The organism is Dactylosporangium vinaceum, from assembly GCF_019904175.1.
GTDB classification, from domain to species: Bacteria; Actinomycetota; Actinomycetes; order Mycobacteriales; family Micromonosporaceae; genus Dactylosporangium; species Dactylosporangium vinaceum.
The window spans coordinates 1,159,555-1,175,499 of sequence record NZ_CP061913.1 but is presented as its reverse complement, the minus strand read 5'-3'; the positions used below and the strand labels follow the sequence as shown (position 1 = coordinate 1,175,499).

Here is a 15,945-nt window from a genome sequence, read left to right as displayed (position 1 = left end):
TCCCCCATGCTCGTGCGAATGAGAGCCGGCGGCGGGCACTGGGCCCGCCGCCGGCGTCGAGATCACATCCGGGCCGCGTCGGCCATGCCGTCCGTGGCCGGCCTGCGCTCGTCCGTCCCGTCGGGCATCGCGCCCGCCGGGCCGCCGGGTGCCAGGCCGGCGGGCTGCCCGGGCCGGCGGCGCAGCGCGGGCGGGACGGGGTCGATCGGCGGCAGCCGGAACGCATAGATCCGGCCCGTGCGCAGCTGGATCCGGCTCCACTCGTCCGGGTAGCGCTGCGGCACGATCGAGCGCCGGTAGCGGGTCGCCGCGGCCATGGTCCGCTGCCGCTCCTGCTCGCGCGGGTCGGCAACTGTCGCCCGCGGCGCCGGCCGGGCGAACAGCGGCGCGCTGTGCTCCAGCCACGCCTCGGTGTCGGTCTTGATCGCGTCGGCCAGCCGCCGCACGGCCGCGCGCTCGTCGGTGCCGGCGTCAAGCGCCTGCCAGAACTCCAGCACCCGCCAGGCGTGGCCGGTCATGCCGGTCAGCACGCCGCCGCTCTGCAGGAAGTGCCCGTTGCCGAACGAGTCGCCCGCGACCACCCCGTTGGGCGCGACGAGGGCGTCCTCGCCGATCCGCTCGGTGATGGTGAAGAGCTTCGGCCCGTAGGACAGCTGGTTGCGCTCCATCTCGTCGCGGGGGATCTCGGTGATGAGCGAGATCTGATCCAGGAAGTACTGCCGCAGCAGGAACTGGTGCCCGGCGAAGAAGCGCCGCGAGCCCTTGGGCGTGCCCGCCGGCACGAGGCCGGCCAGGATCGGGTCGAAGGTCTTGTACTCGGGCACCTCGGCGAGCACCCAGCCGATCTGGGCGTCGCCCTCGTGGCCGATGACGACCTGCCGCACCCAGTACTCGTTGCCCGCCGCGTCGAACTCGGAGGCGACCCGGTGCCGGATGCGGTCGCCGAGGTACACGTCGACGTTGCCGGCCAGGAAGTCCGCCTCGGCCGGGACCGGCCCGCGCCCGTCGCCGTGGTCGATGAGCACCGGCCGCTGCCGGAAGCCCAGGCTGCGGGCGTCGCGGCTGTCGAGGCCCTGCGCGATCATGAACAGCCGCGGGGTGCCGAGGTCGACGACCCGGCTGTTCGGCACACGCACCCGGCGGAAGCTGCCCTTGTAGTCCAGCTCGCGCACCGCCTCGATCCGGATGCCGATCCGGCCGTCCGGGCCGACGACGAAGCCGTCCTCGGTCTCGGCCTTTCGGCGCGGCAGGAGCCGGCGCCAGCCGATGGCCTCGTCGTCGTCCGGCGGGGCGACCGCCCGGTGGTAGGGCAGGATCCGCACCCGCGGCAGGCCGCCGCGGGCCATGTCCATTGCCTCGATGCCCTCGAGGTAGCGGCGCAGCACCACCAGCAGCTCCTCGGCGCCCACCTGGAACGTCGACGGGCTGTCGAGGATGTCGCGCACGGGCCGGCCCTGCATTGCCGGGTCGACCTGCGCCGGTGGGTCGATCGCCCCGGGCAGCGTCACCTCGCGGTGTGCCCGCCCGTCGCGCCACCGGTCGTCGATGTGCTCGTGGTGGCGGGCGACGCCACCGATGTGCGAGTCGCTGGCGAAGCCGGTGACGACCTCGTCTCCGCGGACGGAGCCCGGGTCGGTGTAGGGCGTGTAGAAGCAGTCGGCCAGCTTGAACAGCACCCCGTCACCGCGGCGCGGGACGCCGTCCTCGCCGTAGCGCTCCAGCATCATGCGGTCGATGAGCGCGAGGTGGTGGTAGATGTCCTCGCACATCGTCCAGCGCATGACCGACACGTACGGCGAGCCGCGCAGCTCGACACCGACCGCCCGCCGGCCCATCGCCACGGACCACAGCATCGACATCATGCCGGTGCCGCTCATGCCGAGCGTGAGGAAGTCGGGGTCGGTCGTGCCCGCGTACTCGTGCTCGCTCTCCTGCCGGGACCGCGTGGCGTCGAGCACGTTCGGCACGGTGCGCGGCACGGCCGGCTTCACCACGAGCAGGGTCAGCAGGATGCCGGCGGCCGCGAAGCCCGCGCCGACCAGGAACGCCAGGTGGTAGCCGGCGGTCAGCGCCTCGGGAGCCGGCTGCCCGCGCCCGAGCAGCGTGTCGGTGCGGTCGGCGGCCACGGTGGCCAGGATGGCCAGGCCGACCGCCGGGCCGATCTGCTGGGTGGTGTTGACCAGGCCGGAGCGCAGGCCCCGGTCGCTGGTGGTGGCGTCGACGAGCACGATGGTCAGCGCCGCGGGGTAGCCGATGCCGGCCCCGATGCCGAGCAGCACCATCGCCGGCAGCACGTCGGCGAAGTAGTTGCCGCCGGCCGGGGCCCGGCTCAGCAGCAGCAGGCCGGCGACGATGCACAGCAGGCCGGGGATCAGCACGGTGCGCGCGTCGACCTTCTTCATCAGCTTCGGCGCCAGCTTGATCGAGCAGATCGCGACAGCGGTCGCCGTCGGCACGAACGCGAAGCCGACCTCGAGCACGCTGAGCCGCAGCACCTGCTGCAGGTACAGCGCGCCGAGGAAGAACATGCCGCTCATGCCGGCGACCATGAGCGCCTGGACGAGGTTGGCCGCGGAGACGTTGCGGGCCCGGAAGATCGACAGCGGGACCAGCGGGTTGCGGGCCGTGCGCTGGCGGACCAGGAACGCCGCGAGCAGCAGCACCGACACGCCGGTCAGCGCCCAGGTGCGCGCGGCGCCGCCGGAGCCGGAGGTCTGCACGATGGTGTAGACGGCGAGCATGAGGCAGGCGGTGATGAGCACCGCGCCGATGGCGTCGATGCCCCGCTCGCCGGCCTCCCGCTCGTCGTCGAGCAGCCGGGCGCCGAGCAGGATCGCCAGCGCGCCGATCGGCAGGTTGACGAAGAACACCCAGTGCCAGTTGACCGCCTCGGTGATGGCGGCCCCGCCGATGAGGCCGAGCGCCGCGCCGGCCGAGGAGACGAGCGAGTACATGCCGATCGCCTTGGCCTGCTCCCCCGGCTTGGGGAACATCGCCACGACGATGCTCAGCACGACCGCGGCCGCCAGCGCACCGCCGACGCCCTGCACGAACCGCGCGGCGATGAGCATCTCGCGGCTCTGGGCCAGCCCGCAGGCCAGCGAGGCCGCGGTGAACAGCGCGATGCCGCCGATGAACAGCCGCTTGGTCCCGATGAGGTCGCCGAGCCGGCCGGCGAACAGCTGCAGGCCGCCGAACGGGATGACGTAGGCGTTGACCACCCACGACAGCTCGGAGGCGGAGAACTTCAGGTCGCTGCCGAGGAACGGCAGGGCGACGTTGACCACGGAGGTGTCGATGACGATGGCGAGCGCACCCGCGCAGACGACGAGCAGCGCGAGCTGCCGTTCCCGCAGGGTGCGGTAGCGGCCGACGATGAGCCGGCGGGGCTGGACCGTCTCGGCGAGGCTGCCGAACGAGTCGCCCTTCGGTTGCCCGAGCTTCATCGGCTCGTGACCTCCACCGCGGCGGCCGTCGCGCCACCGGCGGGCAGGCCGCCGCCCGCCATGCTCATGTCCTCCTCGGCCATGGCCATGGCGGTGCCGTCCTCACCCATCGCCATGCCGTCGGTGGTCTCCATGCCACCGGCCGCCATGTCCATGCCACCGGCGGGAGAAGCCATCGGCATCATGTCCGCGCCGCGCAGGTCCGGGTGGGTCTCCTGGATCGGCGGCAGGGCCAGGGCGTGCATGCGGCCGCTGCGCACGAGCAGCCGCCGCCAGTCGGACGGGTCGAGCGGCACGAGCGAGTGGCGGTGCCGGCGGGTCGCGTCGATGGTCGTCGCGCGGGCCGAGGAGTCGCGGCCCGTCGCCGCTTCGATCTTGGCGATGCGCTCGGCCCCGAAGTTGATCGGGACGGCCGAGCTGAACTCCTGGGCACTGACGTGGAACCACCAGTCGGTGTCCTGCTTGATGCCGTCGGCGAGCTGGCGGATGGCCGTCTCGTGGTCGGTTCCGGCGTCGATCGCCTGCCAGTAGTTCAGCACGCGGTACGCGTGGCCGACCATGCCGGTGATCGCCCCGCCGCTGGTGAGGAAGTGCCCGTTGCCGAACGTGTCGCCGCCGACGACGCCGTTGGCGGCCACGCGCGCGTCGACACCGGCCCGCTCGACGAGGCTGAACAGCTTCGGCCCGTAGGGCATCTGGACCTTCTCGAGCTCGGCGAGCGGCATGTCCGTGATGAGGGAGGTCTGCTCGAGGTAGTACTCGCGCATGAGGTGCTGGACCCCGGCGCGGTACTCCTTGGACTTGCGGTGGGTGCCCGACGGCACGAGCCCGGCCAGGATCGGGTCGAAGGTCTTGTAGTCGGGCACCTGCACGAGAATCCAGCCCACCTCGGCGTCGTCCTGGTGACCGACGGCGATCTGGCGGATCCAGTACTCGTTGCCCTCCTTGTCGAAGTCGGAGGCGATGCGCCGGCGCAGGCGGCCGTCGACCAGGATCTCCAGCAGGCCCGCGAGGTAGTCGGCCTGGGCCACGACCGGGCCGCGCCCGTCGTGGTGGTCGACCTTGACGTCCTCCTGCTTGAAGCCGAGGCGCTCCGCATCGGTGCTGTTGAAGCCCTGGGCGATCATGAACAGCTTCGGCACGCCGAGGTCGATCACCTTGCTGCCCGGCACCCGCACGCGGCGGAACTTGCCGTTGTAGTCCAGCTCGCGCACGGCCTCGATGCGCACGCCCTTACGCCCGTCGGGGCGGTCGACGAAGCCCTCCTCGCGGCGCAGCCAGCTGAGGTAGCCGGCGTCCTCGTCGGTGCCGGTGGAGACCACGCGGTGCGAGGTGAACAGGCGTACCCGCGGGGTGACGCCGCGCTGGAGGTCGATCTGCTCGACCATCTCCAGGTAGCGGCGCATGAGCACCATGACCTCGGATGCGGCGCACTGGAACGTCGAGGGGCCCTCGAGCGCCTCCAGGGCGGTGCGGCCGACCTTCGACAGGTCGGGCTCGCTCGGCGGCTCCGGCGGCTCGAGGATCGTGACGACCCGGTTGGGCTGGCCGTCCTTCCAGCGGTCGTCGATGAACTCGGTGTAGAAGATGCGGCCGCCGATGTGCGACGGCTCGCCGATGAGCGTGTCGAGGAAGCCGGTCAGCACCTCGTCGGCGGTGACCGCGCCGGCCGCGGTGGCCGGGTCGTAGAAGCACTCCGCGAGGCGGAACAGCCGGCCGTCGCCGCGGTGCGGGAGGTTCTCCTCGCCGTAGCGCTCCAGCATCAGCTTGTCGATGAGGCCCCAGTGGTGGAACAGGTCCTCGCGGATGTTCCAGTGCACACCGAGCGACGGGTCGCCGCGCATCTCCACGCCCACCACCCGGCGGCCGAGGGCGAGCGACCAGAGCATCGCCATCATGTTCGTCGCGCCCAGGCCGAGGGCGAGGAAGTCGGGGTCCTTGACCCCGTCGAGGTTCTCTTCCGGAGCTGCGTCGTCACGGGTGCTGTCGAGCGTGGCCCACTGCTGGCGCACGCGCTGGCTCCGGACACGCAGGAAGTCGAGAGTCATGCGCTCCTCCAAAAAACACAACCGAAAAGGTTGTGAAGAGCGCGGAGCGTGCAGCCGCCACCAGACCACCATCGGTAAGGGCGCGGAGCGTGAAGCCGCCAAGCCGGTCCGCTCATTCACGAGTTGCAGATCAACACTCTAGCATCGTGGCGCAACAAAGCCACCCGTTTGTTGTCTCGTCCGACGATTCCGACGAGCCGTCATACCCGCGCTCAAGCCGCGCTGAGCTGCGTAAATGCTATTCAGTGGCATGACCACGACCGATGACTTAATTGATTCTTGACGAATTCTTGCTGAATCCGAGAATGGCTGCTCGACACCCCCTCCGGCACGTTCGGTCGATTGACATCACGCGGGATCACCACCTCCGCCCACGGCCACCGGCTCCGGCTCGGCGACCACGGCCCGCCGCCGGCCCAGCAGCCCGAGCAGCGGCCCGGTCGCCGCGGTCGTCAGCAGCGCCATGAGCACGAACACCGTGTACAGCCGGCCGCTGATGAACCCGGCCTGCAGGCCGACGTTGAGCACCGCGAGCTCGGTAAGCCCGCGGGTGTTGAGCATGATCCCGACGCTCGTCGCGTCCCGCCACGACAGCCCCGAGAGCCGGGCGGCGAGCAGCCCGGCGCCGAGCTTGCCGACGGTGGCGGCGACGCAGATGACCCCGAGCAGGCCGAGGTCGGCGGCGCGCAGGGCGCCCACGTCGGTCGCGAGGCCGGACACGACGAAGAACACCGGCAGCAGGACGCCGCCCGCCTTCTCCACCGCGGTGAGCAGCGCCGGGTCGGGCTGCCCGTCCTCGTCGCGGGGCATCACGAGCCCGGCGATGAAGGCCCCGAGGATGACGTGCAGCCCCAGCGCCCCGGTCACCCAGGCCGACGCCATCGCGAACGTCGCCGCCACCGGCAGCAGCGAGGCCGCCGACCGCCCCGCCGCGAGCGCGCCGCGGCGCAGCCGGCCGAGCAACGGGCGGGCGACGAACACCATCACCAGGACGTAGACCACGAGCAGCAGCAGCGTGACCGCCCAGGGCCGCTGCCCGCCGCCGGCGTCCGCCTTCAGCATCGCCCCGGTCAGCGCCAGCCACCCGAGCGCGTCGATGATGCCGGCCGACGTCATCGCGACAACGCCGACCACGGTCCCGCCGAGCCCGCGCTCCGCGATGATGCCGGCCAGCACCGGCACCGCCGTGATGGACAGCGCCACGGCCACGAACAGCACGAATGCCTGGTGCTCCACCGCGGGCGCCCCGGTCGCCGCGAACCAGTCCGCGAACACGACAGTCGACCCGGCCCCGAGCAGCATCGGCACCACGAACGCCGAGACGGCGATGAGCGGCACCGCGTGCATCCGCCGCCGCAGCAGCTTCCGGTTGAGCTCGTAGCCGACGAAGAACAGGAAGAGCACGAGCGCCAGCTGCGCCACCACTGTCAGATAGGGCCGGATGACAAGGGGAATGAGCGCCGTCCCGGGATTGCCCGGAAGCCGCCCCAGCACACTCGGCCCGAGCAGGATCCCGGCGAACAGCTGCCCCACGACAGCCGGCTGCCCGATCCGCCGCGCGATAACCCCGAGCAGGTAACTGAGGGCCGTGATCACCGCAACGGCGAGCACCACCCGCACCACGATCGCCTCCACGTCAGCGGCCCCACCACGCTGACCATTGCGGCGGGCCCCAGCGGCCACGAACCGTAGCCATGAACCATCACCCACTTCCGTGCGGTCGCAGCCCTCCGGACCGCAACACTCCGTACAGGTCCGCGCACTGTACCCCGGAAGCCATAGGCATCGATAAGGCAAAACTCAAAACCCAACAAAGCCCCAGGACCGGCCGGGACACCGCGGCCGTCCGGTCGCCCTCGGCTCAGCGCTGCGGGCCGCCGGAGGACTCCTTGTCCAGGACCACGAACTCCTCGGTACTGAGCCGGCCGCGGCGCACCGCCCAGCCGCGCTCGTCGCCCAGGCGCAGCAGCGCGTCGATATGCGGGCGGGTGAAGACGGCGGCCCGGCCGTGCATCGCCTTCAGCGGGAACGACACGACCACCCGGCGGGCCGCGACCTCGGCGACCAGCCGCAGCCCGGCGCCGGCGAGCCGGTCCTCGATGCAGTGGTACGTCTTGAGCAGGATGGCCACGTCGGCCTCGATCGGCGTCACCAGCACGTCGCACTGCCGGACCTGCGCCGCCGGGTCGGTCTGGGCGGCGAACGCGCCGGTCGCGGCCACGAGGGCGCTGTTGAAGTCGTAGCCGGCGTAGGGGGCGTCGGTGGCCGCGCGCAGCCACGGCAGCGAGAACGGGTTCAGCGCGCAGGCCAGGTCGGCGATGTCCGCGGGCGGGCCGGTGAGCTCGAACATGGCCGGGTAGAACTCGTCGAGGTCGGGCAGCCGCTCGGCGGTGGAGAAGTGCCCGGCGAGCGTGGTCCGGCACCAGGCCCGCACCGCGTCGGGCCCGTCGGCGACGGCCGCGTCGAGCCCGCGCAGGAGCCGGCCGGGCCGGGCCGTGAGCAGGTAGTCGGCGACGACCTTGTGCAGCCGCAGGCGGGCCAGCCGCTCCAGGTCGGCGTCGTTGGCGGCGTGCGCGGCCTCCTGGTGCACCACGTGCGCGATCGTGTCCGGGTGGATGCCGCTGTACTTCGGTGCGGCACTCAGCCGGCGCACCATCGGCTCGAGTCCCAACGAGGGCATCAGGCAGTACCCAACCGATGCAGGGCTTCTGTCAAACGGGTGTAGAAGCGCAGGTTGTGCATCGAGGCGAGGGTGCCGGCCAGGGTGTCTTCGATACGGAACATGTGGGCGACCGCGCCGCCGGGCAGCGTGGTGCACATCGGGCAGTCGCAGCCGGGATCGATCGGGCCCTTCTCGCGGACCCAGCGCTCATCGGTCAGCCGGGCGATCTTGTACGGGCGTCCGCGCCCGATCGCGTCCACGTCCAGGGCCGTATAGAGCACACCCCGGCGGGCATTGCGGGTCGGCAGCGTGCAGTCGAAGATGCCGTAGCCGGCCTGCCACGACTCGACGAGGTTCTCGGGCGTGCCGATGCCGAGCCCGTGCAGCGGTGTGCCGGCCGGCAGCAGCTCCGCGACCAGCCGGACCTCGTCGACGAGCTTGCCGTCGACGATGGGGTAGCCACCGAAGCCGTACCCGTCGAAGCCGATGTCGACCAGAGCGTCCGCGCACCGGGCCCGGCGCTGCTCGTCCCGGCCGCCCTGCACGACCGCGAACAGCAGCGGCCGCTGCTCGGCGGGCCGGTCGGCGACCATCCGGTCGAACACCTCCCGGCACTCGGCGGCCCAGCGCAGCGTCAGCTCGACGCTGCGCTCCTGCTCGGCCGCGGGAGCGCTCGGCGAGGTGCAGTAGTCGAGGCAGTACACGATGTCGGCGCCGACGCGCAGCTGCGTCTCGATGCAGCTGCGCGGGGTCAGCTGGCGAAACTTCTGCTTCGGCGAGAACCGGTAGTTCAGCCCGGCGTCGTTCACCTCGGCCAGGCCGTTGCCGCTGGCCAGCAGCGAGAACGCCTGGAATCCGCCGGAGTCGGAGATCATCGGCCCGGGCCAGCCCATGAACCGGTGGGCGCCCCCGAGCGCCCCGATGACCGACGCTCCCGGCTGCAGGGCCAGGTGCGCGGTGCTCACCAGCAGCGCCCTCACACCACTGTCGGCAAGCCTGTCCGTCGGTACTCCCCGCACGACCGCCCGCGTCGCATCGGGCACGAACACGGGCAGGGTCAGCTCACCCCGCCGCGTCGACAGGCTGGTCGGCGCGCCCTCCGGCAGCTCGACCTCGACCGGCGCCGCAGCGGCGGGAGCGGTGCGGGCGCGGGCCACGCCTACAGCTCGGACGTGGTCTCGAGCACGATGCCGCCGCGGGCGTGCTGCGTGACAACGACGCGCACGGACTCGGGCTCGACCGCGCGCTTGATCTCGGTCGCGATCTCCACGGCGAGGGCCTCGGCGAAGACCTTGCGGTCGCGGAAGGACCAGAGGTACAGCTTCAGCGACTTCGACTCGACGCAGCGCTCGCGCGGCACGTAGACGATCTCGACGCTGGACAGGTCGGGCTGGCCCGTCACCGGGCACATCGAGGCGACCTCATCGGTGGTGAACCGCACCTTCGTGCAGTGCGCCGGCGCCGGGAACGACTCGACATGGTCGACCGGACCGCGCACCGACGACCCGAGCAAGGTCAGACCGGACACATCTTCAGACACCCGTCGAGCATATCCGGTCCCCCCGCACGCTCCCCGGGCCGGACGGACCGCCCTTGTTGTTTTCGACATGCGCGGCGACGAAGATTGGTCGGTGGAAGTTGCCACGGTGGTCGCCCCGCACTTCGACGACGCCGTTCTCTCGGTCGCCCAGGTCCTGCTGCGGACCCGCGCCACGATCGTGACGGTGTGCGGCGGCGCGCCCGCGCCCGGCGTGGTGTCGGAGTGGGACCTGGCGTGCGGCTACACCGACGGCGTCGCCGCGGCGGCCGACCGGGCCGGCGAAGACCTGAAGGCCAACAGCATCAGCGGCGCCGCCTCCGTGCACCTGGGCCTGACGAACGCGCCGTACCGGGACACGTTCCCGGTACGGGCCGTCGCCCTGGACATCGCGCGCGCCATGCTGCTGGAGGGTCCACTGTGGATCCCGCTCGGCATCGGCAACCACCCCGACCACATCGGCACCCGCGAGGCCGTGCTCACCCTCCCCGGCGTAGCCGACCGCCTGCGCTTCTACGCCGACTGCCCCGACGCGTGCGCCTTCGGCTGGTACGCCCGCGACGCCGACCGGGCCGAAAACCACCGCTGGCAGCCCCACCTGGACCGCCTGGGCCCCCTGCGAATGCACGAGGTCTTCCTGACCGACGAGCAATTGCGACTAAAACTCGAAATGGTAGCCAGCCACGCCTCACAAATGCGCGGCCTACTCCCAGCCTTCCCCGACCTCCTGGACCCCCTAGGCCCCCTACGCCGCGAGGTCTACTGGACCAAACCCCCCAGCCACTAACCCCAACCGCCCACCCCAACCAGTCACCCCCACCCACCCACCTAACGCGACCAGCGCGAAGCAGCGCTCGCGAGCAGCGTGAGCGGCGCGAAGCAGCGCATCGCAGCTCGAGGCAGCGCGGCGTGGGCGGCGCGAGGCAGCGCGGCGTGAGCGGCGCGAAGCAGCGCGGCGTGAGCGGCGCGAAGCAGCGCGGCGTGAGCGGCGCGAAGCAGCGCGGCGTGAGTGGCGCGAAGCAGCGCAGCGCAGCGCGAGGCAGCGCGGCGTGGGCGGCGCGAGGCAGCGCGGCGTGGGCGGCGCGAAGCAGCGCGGCGCGGGCGGCGCGAGGCAGCGCGGCGTGAGCGGCGCGAAGCAGCGCGGCGCGGGCGGCGCGAAGCAGCGCGGCGTGAGCGGCGCGAAGCAGCGCAGCGCAGCGCGAGGCAGCGCGGCGTGGGCGGCGCGAGGCAGCGCGGCGTGGGCGGCGCGAGGCAGCGCGGCGTGGGCGGCGCGAGGCAGCGCGGCGTGGGCGGCGCGAAGCAGCGCGGCGCGGGCGGCGCGAAGCAGCGCGGCGCGGGCGGCGCGAAGCAGCGCGGCGCGGGCGGCGCGAGACAGCGCGGCGCGGGCGGCGCGAGACAGCGCGGCGCGGGCGGCGCGAGACAGCGCGGCGCGGGCGGCGCGAGACAGCGCGGCGCGGGCGGCGCGAAGCAGCGCGGCGCGGCGTGAGCGGCGCAGCGTGAGCGGCGCGAAGCAGCGCGGCGCGGAGTGAGCGGCGCAGCGTGAGCGGCGCGAAGCAGCGTGGCGTGAGTGGCGCGAAGCGGCGCGGCGCGGAGTGAGCGGCGCAGCGTGAGTGGCGCGAAGCGGCGCGGCGCGGAGTGAGCGGCGCAGCGTGAGTGGCGCGAAGCGGCGCGGCGCGGAGTGAGCGGCGCAGCGTGAGTGGCGCGAAGCGGCGCGGCGCGGAGTGAGCGGCGCAGCGTGAGTGGCGCGAAGCGGCGCGGCGCGAGCGGCGCGAGGCAAGCGTGAGCGGCGCGAAGCAGCGCGAGGCAGCGCAGCGCGAGCAGCGCAGCGCGAAGCAGCGCGCTGTGAGGGGGCGTGGGTGGAGCAAAGCTCCCCCAATGGGGAGCACGCGAAGCGTGCGCGAAGGGGCGGAGACGACAAACGGCAAGAGGCCCCCGCCGCGAGGCAGGGGCCTCTCATTCGTCGTAGCGGGGACAGGATTTGAACCTGCGACCTCTGGGTTATGAGCCCAGCGAGCTACCGAGCTGCTCCACCCCGCGTCGGCTTGTACAGATTAGCGCATGTGTGTCTGGGGCTCCAAATCGTGGGTCCCGGGTGTCACCCCCAGCGCTGAGGGTGACACCCGATTCCTACGTCAGCCCGACGACGGCTGGGCCGAAGGCGATCCGGAGACGCTCGGCGATCCGGAGGCACCCGGCGACGGCGAGCCGCTCGGCGCCGGGGTGGCCGCCTTCACCGCGTCCTGGTAGCGGGCGACGGCGTCCTGCAAGGCCTTGAGCGCCTTGCCGTACGCCTCCGGGTCGCCGGAGACCTGAGCCGCCTTCAGGTCCGCGAGCGCCTTGTTGATGGCGGCGACCGCGTCCTGGACCTGTGGCGTGCCCCCGCCGGTCCCGGTGGTGGCGCCGCCCTGGTTCTGGTCGGTGCCCGGATTCTCGGTCTGGGGCACCGGCGCCTGGCCGGTGACCTGTTTGACGAGCTGCTCCAGGCCGGCCTCGAGCGTGTCCGCGTAGGCCATGTACTTCGGGCCGTAGGCGACGAGGACCTTCTGCAGGCGCGGGAAGGCCGTCTCGTTCTTCGCCTTCAGGTAGATCGGCTCGACGTACAGCATGCCGTTGGCCACCGGCAGGGACAGCAGGTTGCCGTAGAACACGTCCGAGTTCTGCGAGCTGAACTGGGTCAGCTCGCGTCTGGCGTCGGCGATCGACGTCATCGAGCTGTGGGTCTGGTTCGGGCCCTGGATCGCCGTGTTGGCCGGCAGCTCCAGCACCTCGAACTTCGGCTGGCCGTTGACGTAGGACGCCGACATCAGCGCGGCCAGGTTGCCGCGCTTGCGCGGGGCCATCGCGGCGGTGAGCTGGAAGCGCGAGTCGTTCTGGCCGGGCAGTTGGGCGACGAGGTAGTACGGCGGCTGGTCGGCCGTCGAGTTCGCCGGGTCCTTCGGGACCTCCCAGAAGTCCTGGCCGGAGAAGAAGCCCTCGGGGCTTGTGACGTGGAAGCGGCTCAGCAGGTCACGCTGGACCTTGAACTGGTCCTCCGGGTAGCGCAGGTGGTTCATCAGGCTCTCGGAGATCGCCGAGCGCGGCTGGACCAGCTTGCCGCCGAACGCCTTGTTCCACGTCTTGAGCACCGGGTCGGCCTCGTCGAAGGCGTAGAGCTTCACTTCGCCGGTGTACGCGTCCACCGTCGCCTTCACCGAGTTGCGCAGGTAGTTCACGTCCTGGCGCGGCTCGGGGAAGACCCGGCCCCCGGTGGAGGAGTCCTGGATCGCGGTGTTCCAGTCCAGCTTCTGCGAGTACGGGTAGGTCGCCGCCGTCGTGTAGCCGTCGATGATCCACAGGATCTTGCCGTCCACGACCGCCGGGTACGGATCGCTGTCCAGGGTCAGGAACGGCGCGATGTTGCGCACCCGGGTCTCCGGGTCACGCACGTAGAGCACCTTGGACTTGTCGTTGAGCACCCCGGAGAGCAGGAAGTTGGTCTCGCGGAAGTAGGCCGAGAACAGCAGCCGGCGCCAGAAGTTGTCGACGGCGACGCCGCCGCTGCCGTCGTAGGTCGAGTACTGGTCCTGGTTGCCGGCCCCGCCGGTCGGCCGGTCGAACTCGGCGTCGCGGTCGGAGGCCTTCGACTTGCCGGTGACCGCGTAGACGTCGCCCATCTGCTCGCCGTAGTAGATCTGCGGATGGGTGACGGGGATCAGGTCGGTCGGCGAGGCGCACTGCTCGCCGGCCTGGCTGTCCGGCTTCGTGTTGTCGCTCAGGAAGCCCGATACGTAGAACGGCTGGCCGCCGCAGACCACCTGGGCGGCCGGGGCGGCGACGAAGCCGTAGCCGTGCGTGTACACGCTGTGCCGGTTCTGCCAGTTGTTCTGCTGCAGCTGGTCGTAGCGGATCTCCCGGGCGCCGACGATGTAGTCCTGCGTCCGGTCCTTGCCGTCCTTGCCCTTGAGCGTGTAGCGGTCGATGTCCAGCTTCGGGTTGAACTCGTAGAAGCCGCGGACCTGCTGCTGCTGGGTGTAGGTGTCGCCGACGACCGCGGGGTCGAGCAGCCGGATGTTGTTGACCGTCGGGTCGGTGCCGTTGGTCAGCGACGCGGGTGGATTCGTGTTGTCCGCCGCGTAGGGCACCGTCTGCACGTCCTTCAACCCGTACGCTTCGCGCGTCGCGTTGATGGAGTACTGGAAGTACGGCGACTCCTTCTGCAGCTGGCTCGGCTTGACGGTGAACGACTGCACCGCGGCCGGGTAGATGCCGCCGACCGCCACCGCGGACAGCGCCAGCAGGCCGAGCGCCAGTCCGGGCCAGACCAGGTTGCGCATGAAGGCGTTGGAGAACACAAGGATGGCGATCGCGACCACGATCGAAATCCAGGCCAGGATCTCCTTGGCCGGCAGCAGGGCGTTGATGTTGGTGTACCCGGCGCCGTAGAGGTCCTGGGTCGGGAACTTGTCGAGCAGCAGCCCGCGCCGGTCGAGGAAGTACGCGGCCGCCTTGAGCAGCACGAACACCGCGACAAGGGTGGAGAGGTGGGCCCGCGCGGCGGCGGTCATCCGCTCGCCGGCACCCTGCAGGCGCACCCCGCCGAAGAGGTAGTGCAGCGCGAGCGCGCCGATCAGCGAGAAGACCACGGCGGTGAAGGCCACGCCCAGGATGTACCGCCAGAACGGGTACTCGAAGACGTAGAACGACAGGTCGACGTGGAACTGCGGGTCGGTCTGGTTGAAGGGGGTGCTGTTGGAGAACAGCATCCACTCCTGCCAGTGCCCCTGGGCCGAGAGCCCGGAGAACAGCCCGATCAGGCCGGCCACCAGGATGATCCAGCCCGTCATGTGGGGCAGCAGGAACAGCCGGTATCGGTCAAGCGCATGCTGCTCGGCCGAGTGCGGCCGCAGCAGCGGGCGGGTGCGGTAGGCGAGGTACAGGTTGCCGGCGATGACGAGCCCGACCGTCACACCGAAGATCAGGAACATCCAGATCCGGGTCGTGAGCACACCGGTGAAGACCTGGGTGTACTTGACCTCGGAGAACCACAGGTAGTCGGCCCAGGCCCCGACCACGCGGTCGAACAGCGTGAACAGCAGGAAGACGACCACTAGGACGGCGATCGTGACCCGTCCCCGCCGGCTCACCCTCGTCATCGGATTACGCATTACCACGGTCGGCTCCGCCCGTTCGCGTATGGAAACTCGTCAAGCGTAGTCATCTACTACACAGCGTCGGCGTCCGACCGGCCCGCAGCGTGTCAAGAGCGGTCAGCGCGTCGTGCACATTGTTCACTTTCACCAGCGGCAGCCCGGCCTGCGGGTTGTCCATCGCCTCGGCGCAGTTCGCTGCGGGCGTAAGGAACACTTTGGCCCCGGCCGCCTTCGCGGCGACCAGCTTCTGCGGGATTCCACCGATCGGCCCCACGTTGCCGGAGTCGTCGATCGTCCCGGTCCCGGCGATGATCATGCCGCCGGTCAGGTCCTCGGGCTTGATCGTGTCGATGATCCCCAGCGTGAACATCAGGCCGGCCGAGGGCCCGCCGATGCGGTCGAGCTGGATCGTGAGCTTGAAGGGGTGCGGCTGGCTGGTCCCGGCCTGGATGCCGATCCGCGGGTTGCCGTCGTCGCCGGCCTTGGTGGCGACCTCGACGGTCTGCGCCTGCCCGGCCCGCAGGATCTCGAACCGATGGGTCGACCCGGCTGGCTTCGACCGCACGAGCTCGGTGAGCTTGTCGGGGGTGTCGACCGCCGTGCCGTCCACGGACTTGATGACGTCGTCCTTCTGCAGCTTGCCCTCGGCCGGGTAGCCCGCCGTGACCTCGGCAACCGTGACCGCGACCGGGTAGCCCAGCTCGCGCAGTGCAACGGTCTCGGCCGAGGTCTGCGACTGCTGGAAATCGCGGGCGTTGTCCTCGTCGACCTGCTGCTGCGTGCGGTCGGGCGGGTAGATGAGCTCGCGCGGTACCACCGCCCGGTCCTTCTGCCACCAACCGATCATGGCGTCGAGCAGCGTCATGTTCGGCTGCACCGACACGGTCGTCATCCGCAGCTGGCCCTTGGACTTCGTCGCCGTGGCACCGTCGACGCTGATGATCGGCTTGCCGCCGGGCTTGCCGGTGTCCGTGCCGAGCGTGTCATAGGTCGGGCCGGGGCCCATCTCGACGTACGGCACCCGGACCACTGTCGCCTGCCAGGCCAGCACCAACAGCAGCAGCGCGCCGAACAGCACGGTCAGCCCACGACGTCTCATGGCGGCGAGCCTAGCGCTCCCGGC

11 protein-coding genes and 1 tRNA gene are annotated in these 15,945 nt (G+C 71.2%); 3 read left to right on the top strand and 9 right to left on the bottom strand.

Features of this window, described 5'->3' with window-relative positions:
- Positions 1–62 precede the first annotated feature (62 nt).
- From Dvina_RS05395 to queF, 6 genes are all read right to left on the bottom strand, one after another.
- Positions 63–3,446 carry an MFS transporter gene (locus Dvina_RS05395; protein WP_223101240.1) on the bottom strand — a complete coding sequence of 1,128 codons (3,384 nt, stop codon included), beginning with the start codon at positions 3,444–3,446 and terminating at the stop codon, positions 63–65.
- A complete protein-coding gene (locus Dvina_RS05390; protein ID WP_223101239.1) occupies positions 3,443–5,494 on the bottom strand; it encodes a hypothetical protein in 2,052 nt (683 codons plus the stop codon). Before Dvina_RS05390 ends, Dvina_RS05395 begins: the two co-directional genes overlap by 4 nt.
- A gap of 348 nt (positions 5,495–5,842) precedes the next feature.
- Positions 5,843–7,129: a cation:proton antiporter gene (locus Dvina_RS05385; protein ID WP_223101238.1), complete on the bottom strand. Its 1,287-nt coding sequence runs from the start codon at positions 7,127–7,129 to the stop codon at positions 5,843–5,845.
- Between the two features lie 226 nt (positions 7,130–7,355).
- Positions 7,356–8,174, bottom strand: a complete 819-nt coding sequence (locus Dvina_RS05380) for a class I SAM-dependent methyltransferase (RefSeq protein WP_223101237.1) — start codon at positions 8,172–8,174, stop codon at positions 7,356–7,358.
- Positions 8,174–9,313, bottom strand: a complete 1,140-nt coding sequence (locus Dvina_RS05375) for a tRNA-ribosyltransferase family protein (protein WP_223101236.1) — start codon at positions 9,311–9,313, stop codon at positions 8,174–8,176. The genes Dvina_RS05380 and Dvina_RS05375 overlap by 1 nt, the downstream gene beginning before the upstream one ends.
- 2 nt (positions 9,314–9,315) lie before the next feature.
- Complete coding sequence (queF, locus tag Dvina_RS05370; protein ID WP_223101235.1) at positions 9,316–9,696, bottom strand: preQ(1) synthase; 381 nt, start codon at positions 9,694–9,696, stop codon at positions 9,316–9,318.
- 67 nt (positions 9,697–9,763) lie between these two features.
- Here queF and Dvina_RS05365 point away from each other — a divergent pair, with 67 nt between their 5' ends.
- The 3 genes from Dvina_RS05365 to Dvina_RS05355 all read left to right on the top strand — a co-directional run bounded on the left by Dvina_RS05365 (position 9,764) and on the right by Dvina_RS05355 (position 11,179).
- Positions 9,764–10,480 (top strand): PIG-L deacetylase family protein, encoded by a 717-nt coding sequence (locus Dvina_RS05365; protein ID WP_223101234.1) that lies wholly within the window; start codon positions 9,764–9,766, stop codon positions 10,478–10,480.
- Between the two features lie 146 nt (positions 10,481–10,626).
- Positions 10,627–10,818, top strand: coding sequence for a hypothetical protein (locus Dvina_RS05360; RefSeq protein WP_223101233.1), 192 nt, complete (start codon positions 10,627–10,629; stop codon positions 10,816–10,818).
- Between the two features lie 160 nt (positions 10,819–10,978).
- Positions 10,979–11,179 carry a hypothetical protein gene (locus tag Dvina_RS05355; protein WP_223101232.1) on the top strand — a complete coding sequence of 67 codons (201 nt, stop codon included), beginning with the start codon at positions 10,979–10,981 and terminating at the stop codon, positions 11,177–11,179.
- 477 nt (positions 11,180–11,656) lie between these two features.
- On the opposite strand, the gene Dvina_RS05350 is transcribed toward Dvina_RS05355, so the two are convergent.
- From Dvina_RS05350 to Dvina_RS05340, 3 genes are all read right to left on the bottom strand, one after another.
- Positions 11,657–11,730: transfer RNA gene (locus tag Dvina_RS05350), tRNA-Met, on the bottom strand.
- A gap of 95 nt (positions 11,731–11,825) precedes the next feature.
- Complete coding sequence (locus tag Dvina_RS05345; RefSeq protein ID WP_380030428.1) at positions 11,826–14,825, bottom strand: UPF0182 family membrane protein; 3,000 nt, start codon at positions 14,823–14,825, stop codon at positions 11,826–11,828.
- Positions 14,826–14,886: 61 nt separating this feature from the next.
- On the bottom strand, positions 14,887–15,921 hold the full coding sequence (locus tag Dvina_RS05340) for a YlbL family protein (RefSeq protein WP_223101230.1): 1,035 nt from the start codon (positions 15,919–15,921) through the stop codon (positions 14,887–14,889).
- Positions 15,922–15,945: the final 24 nt, after the last annotated feature.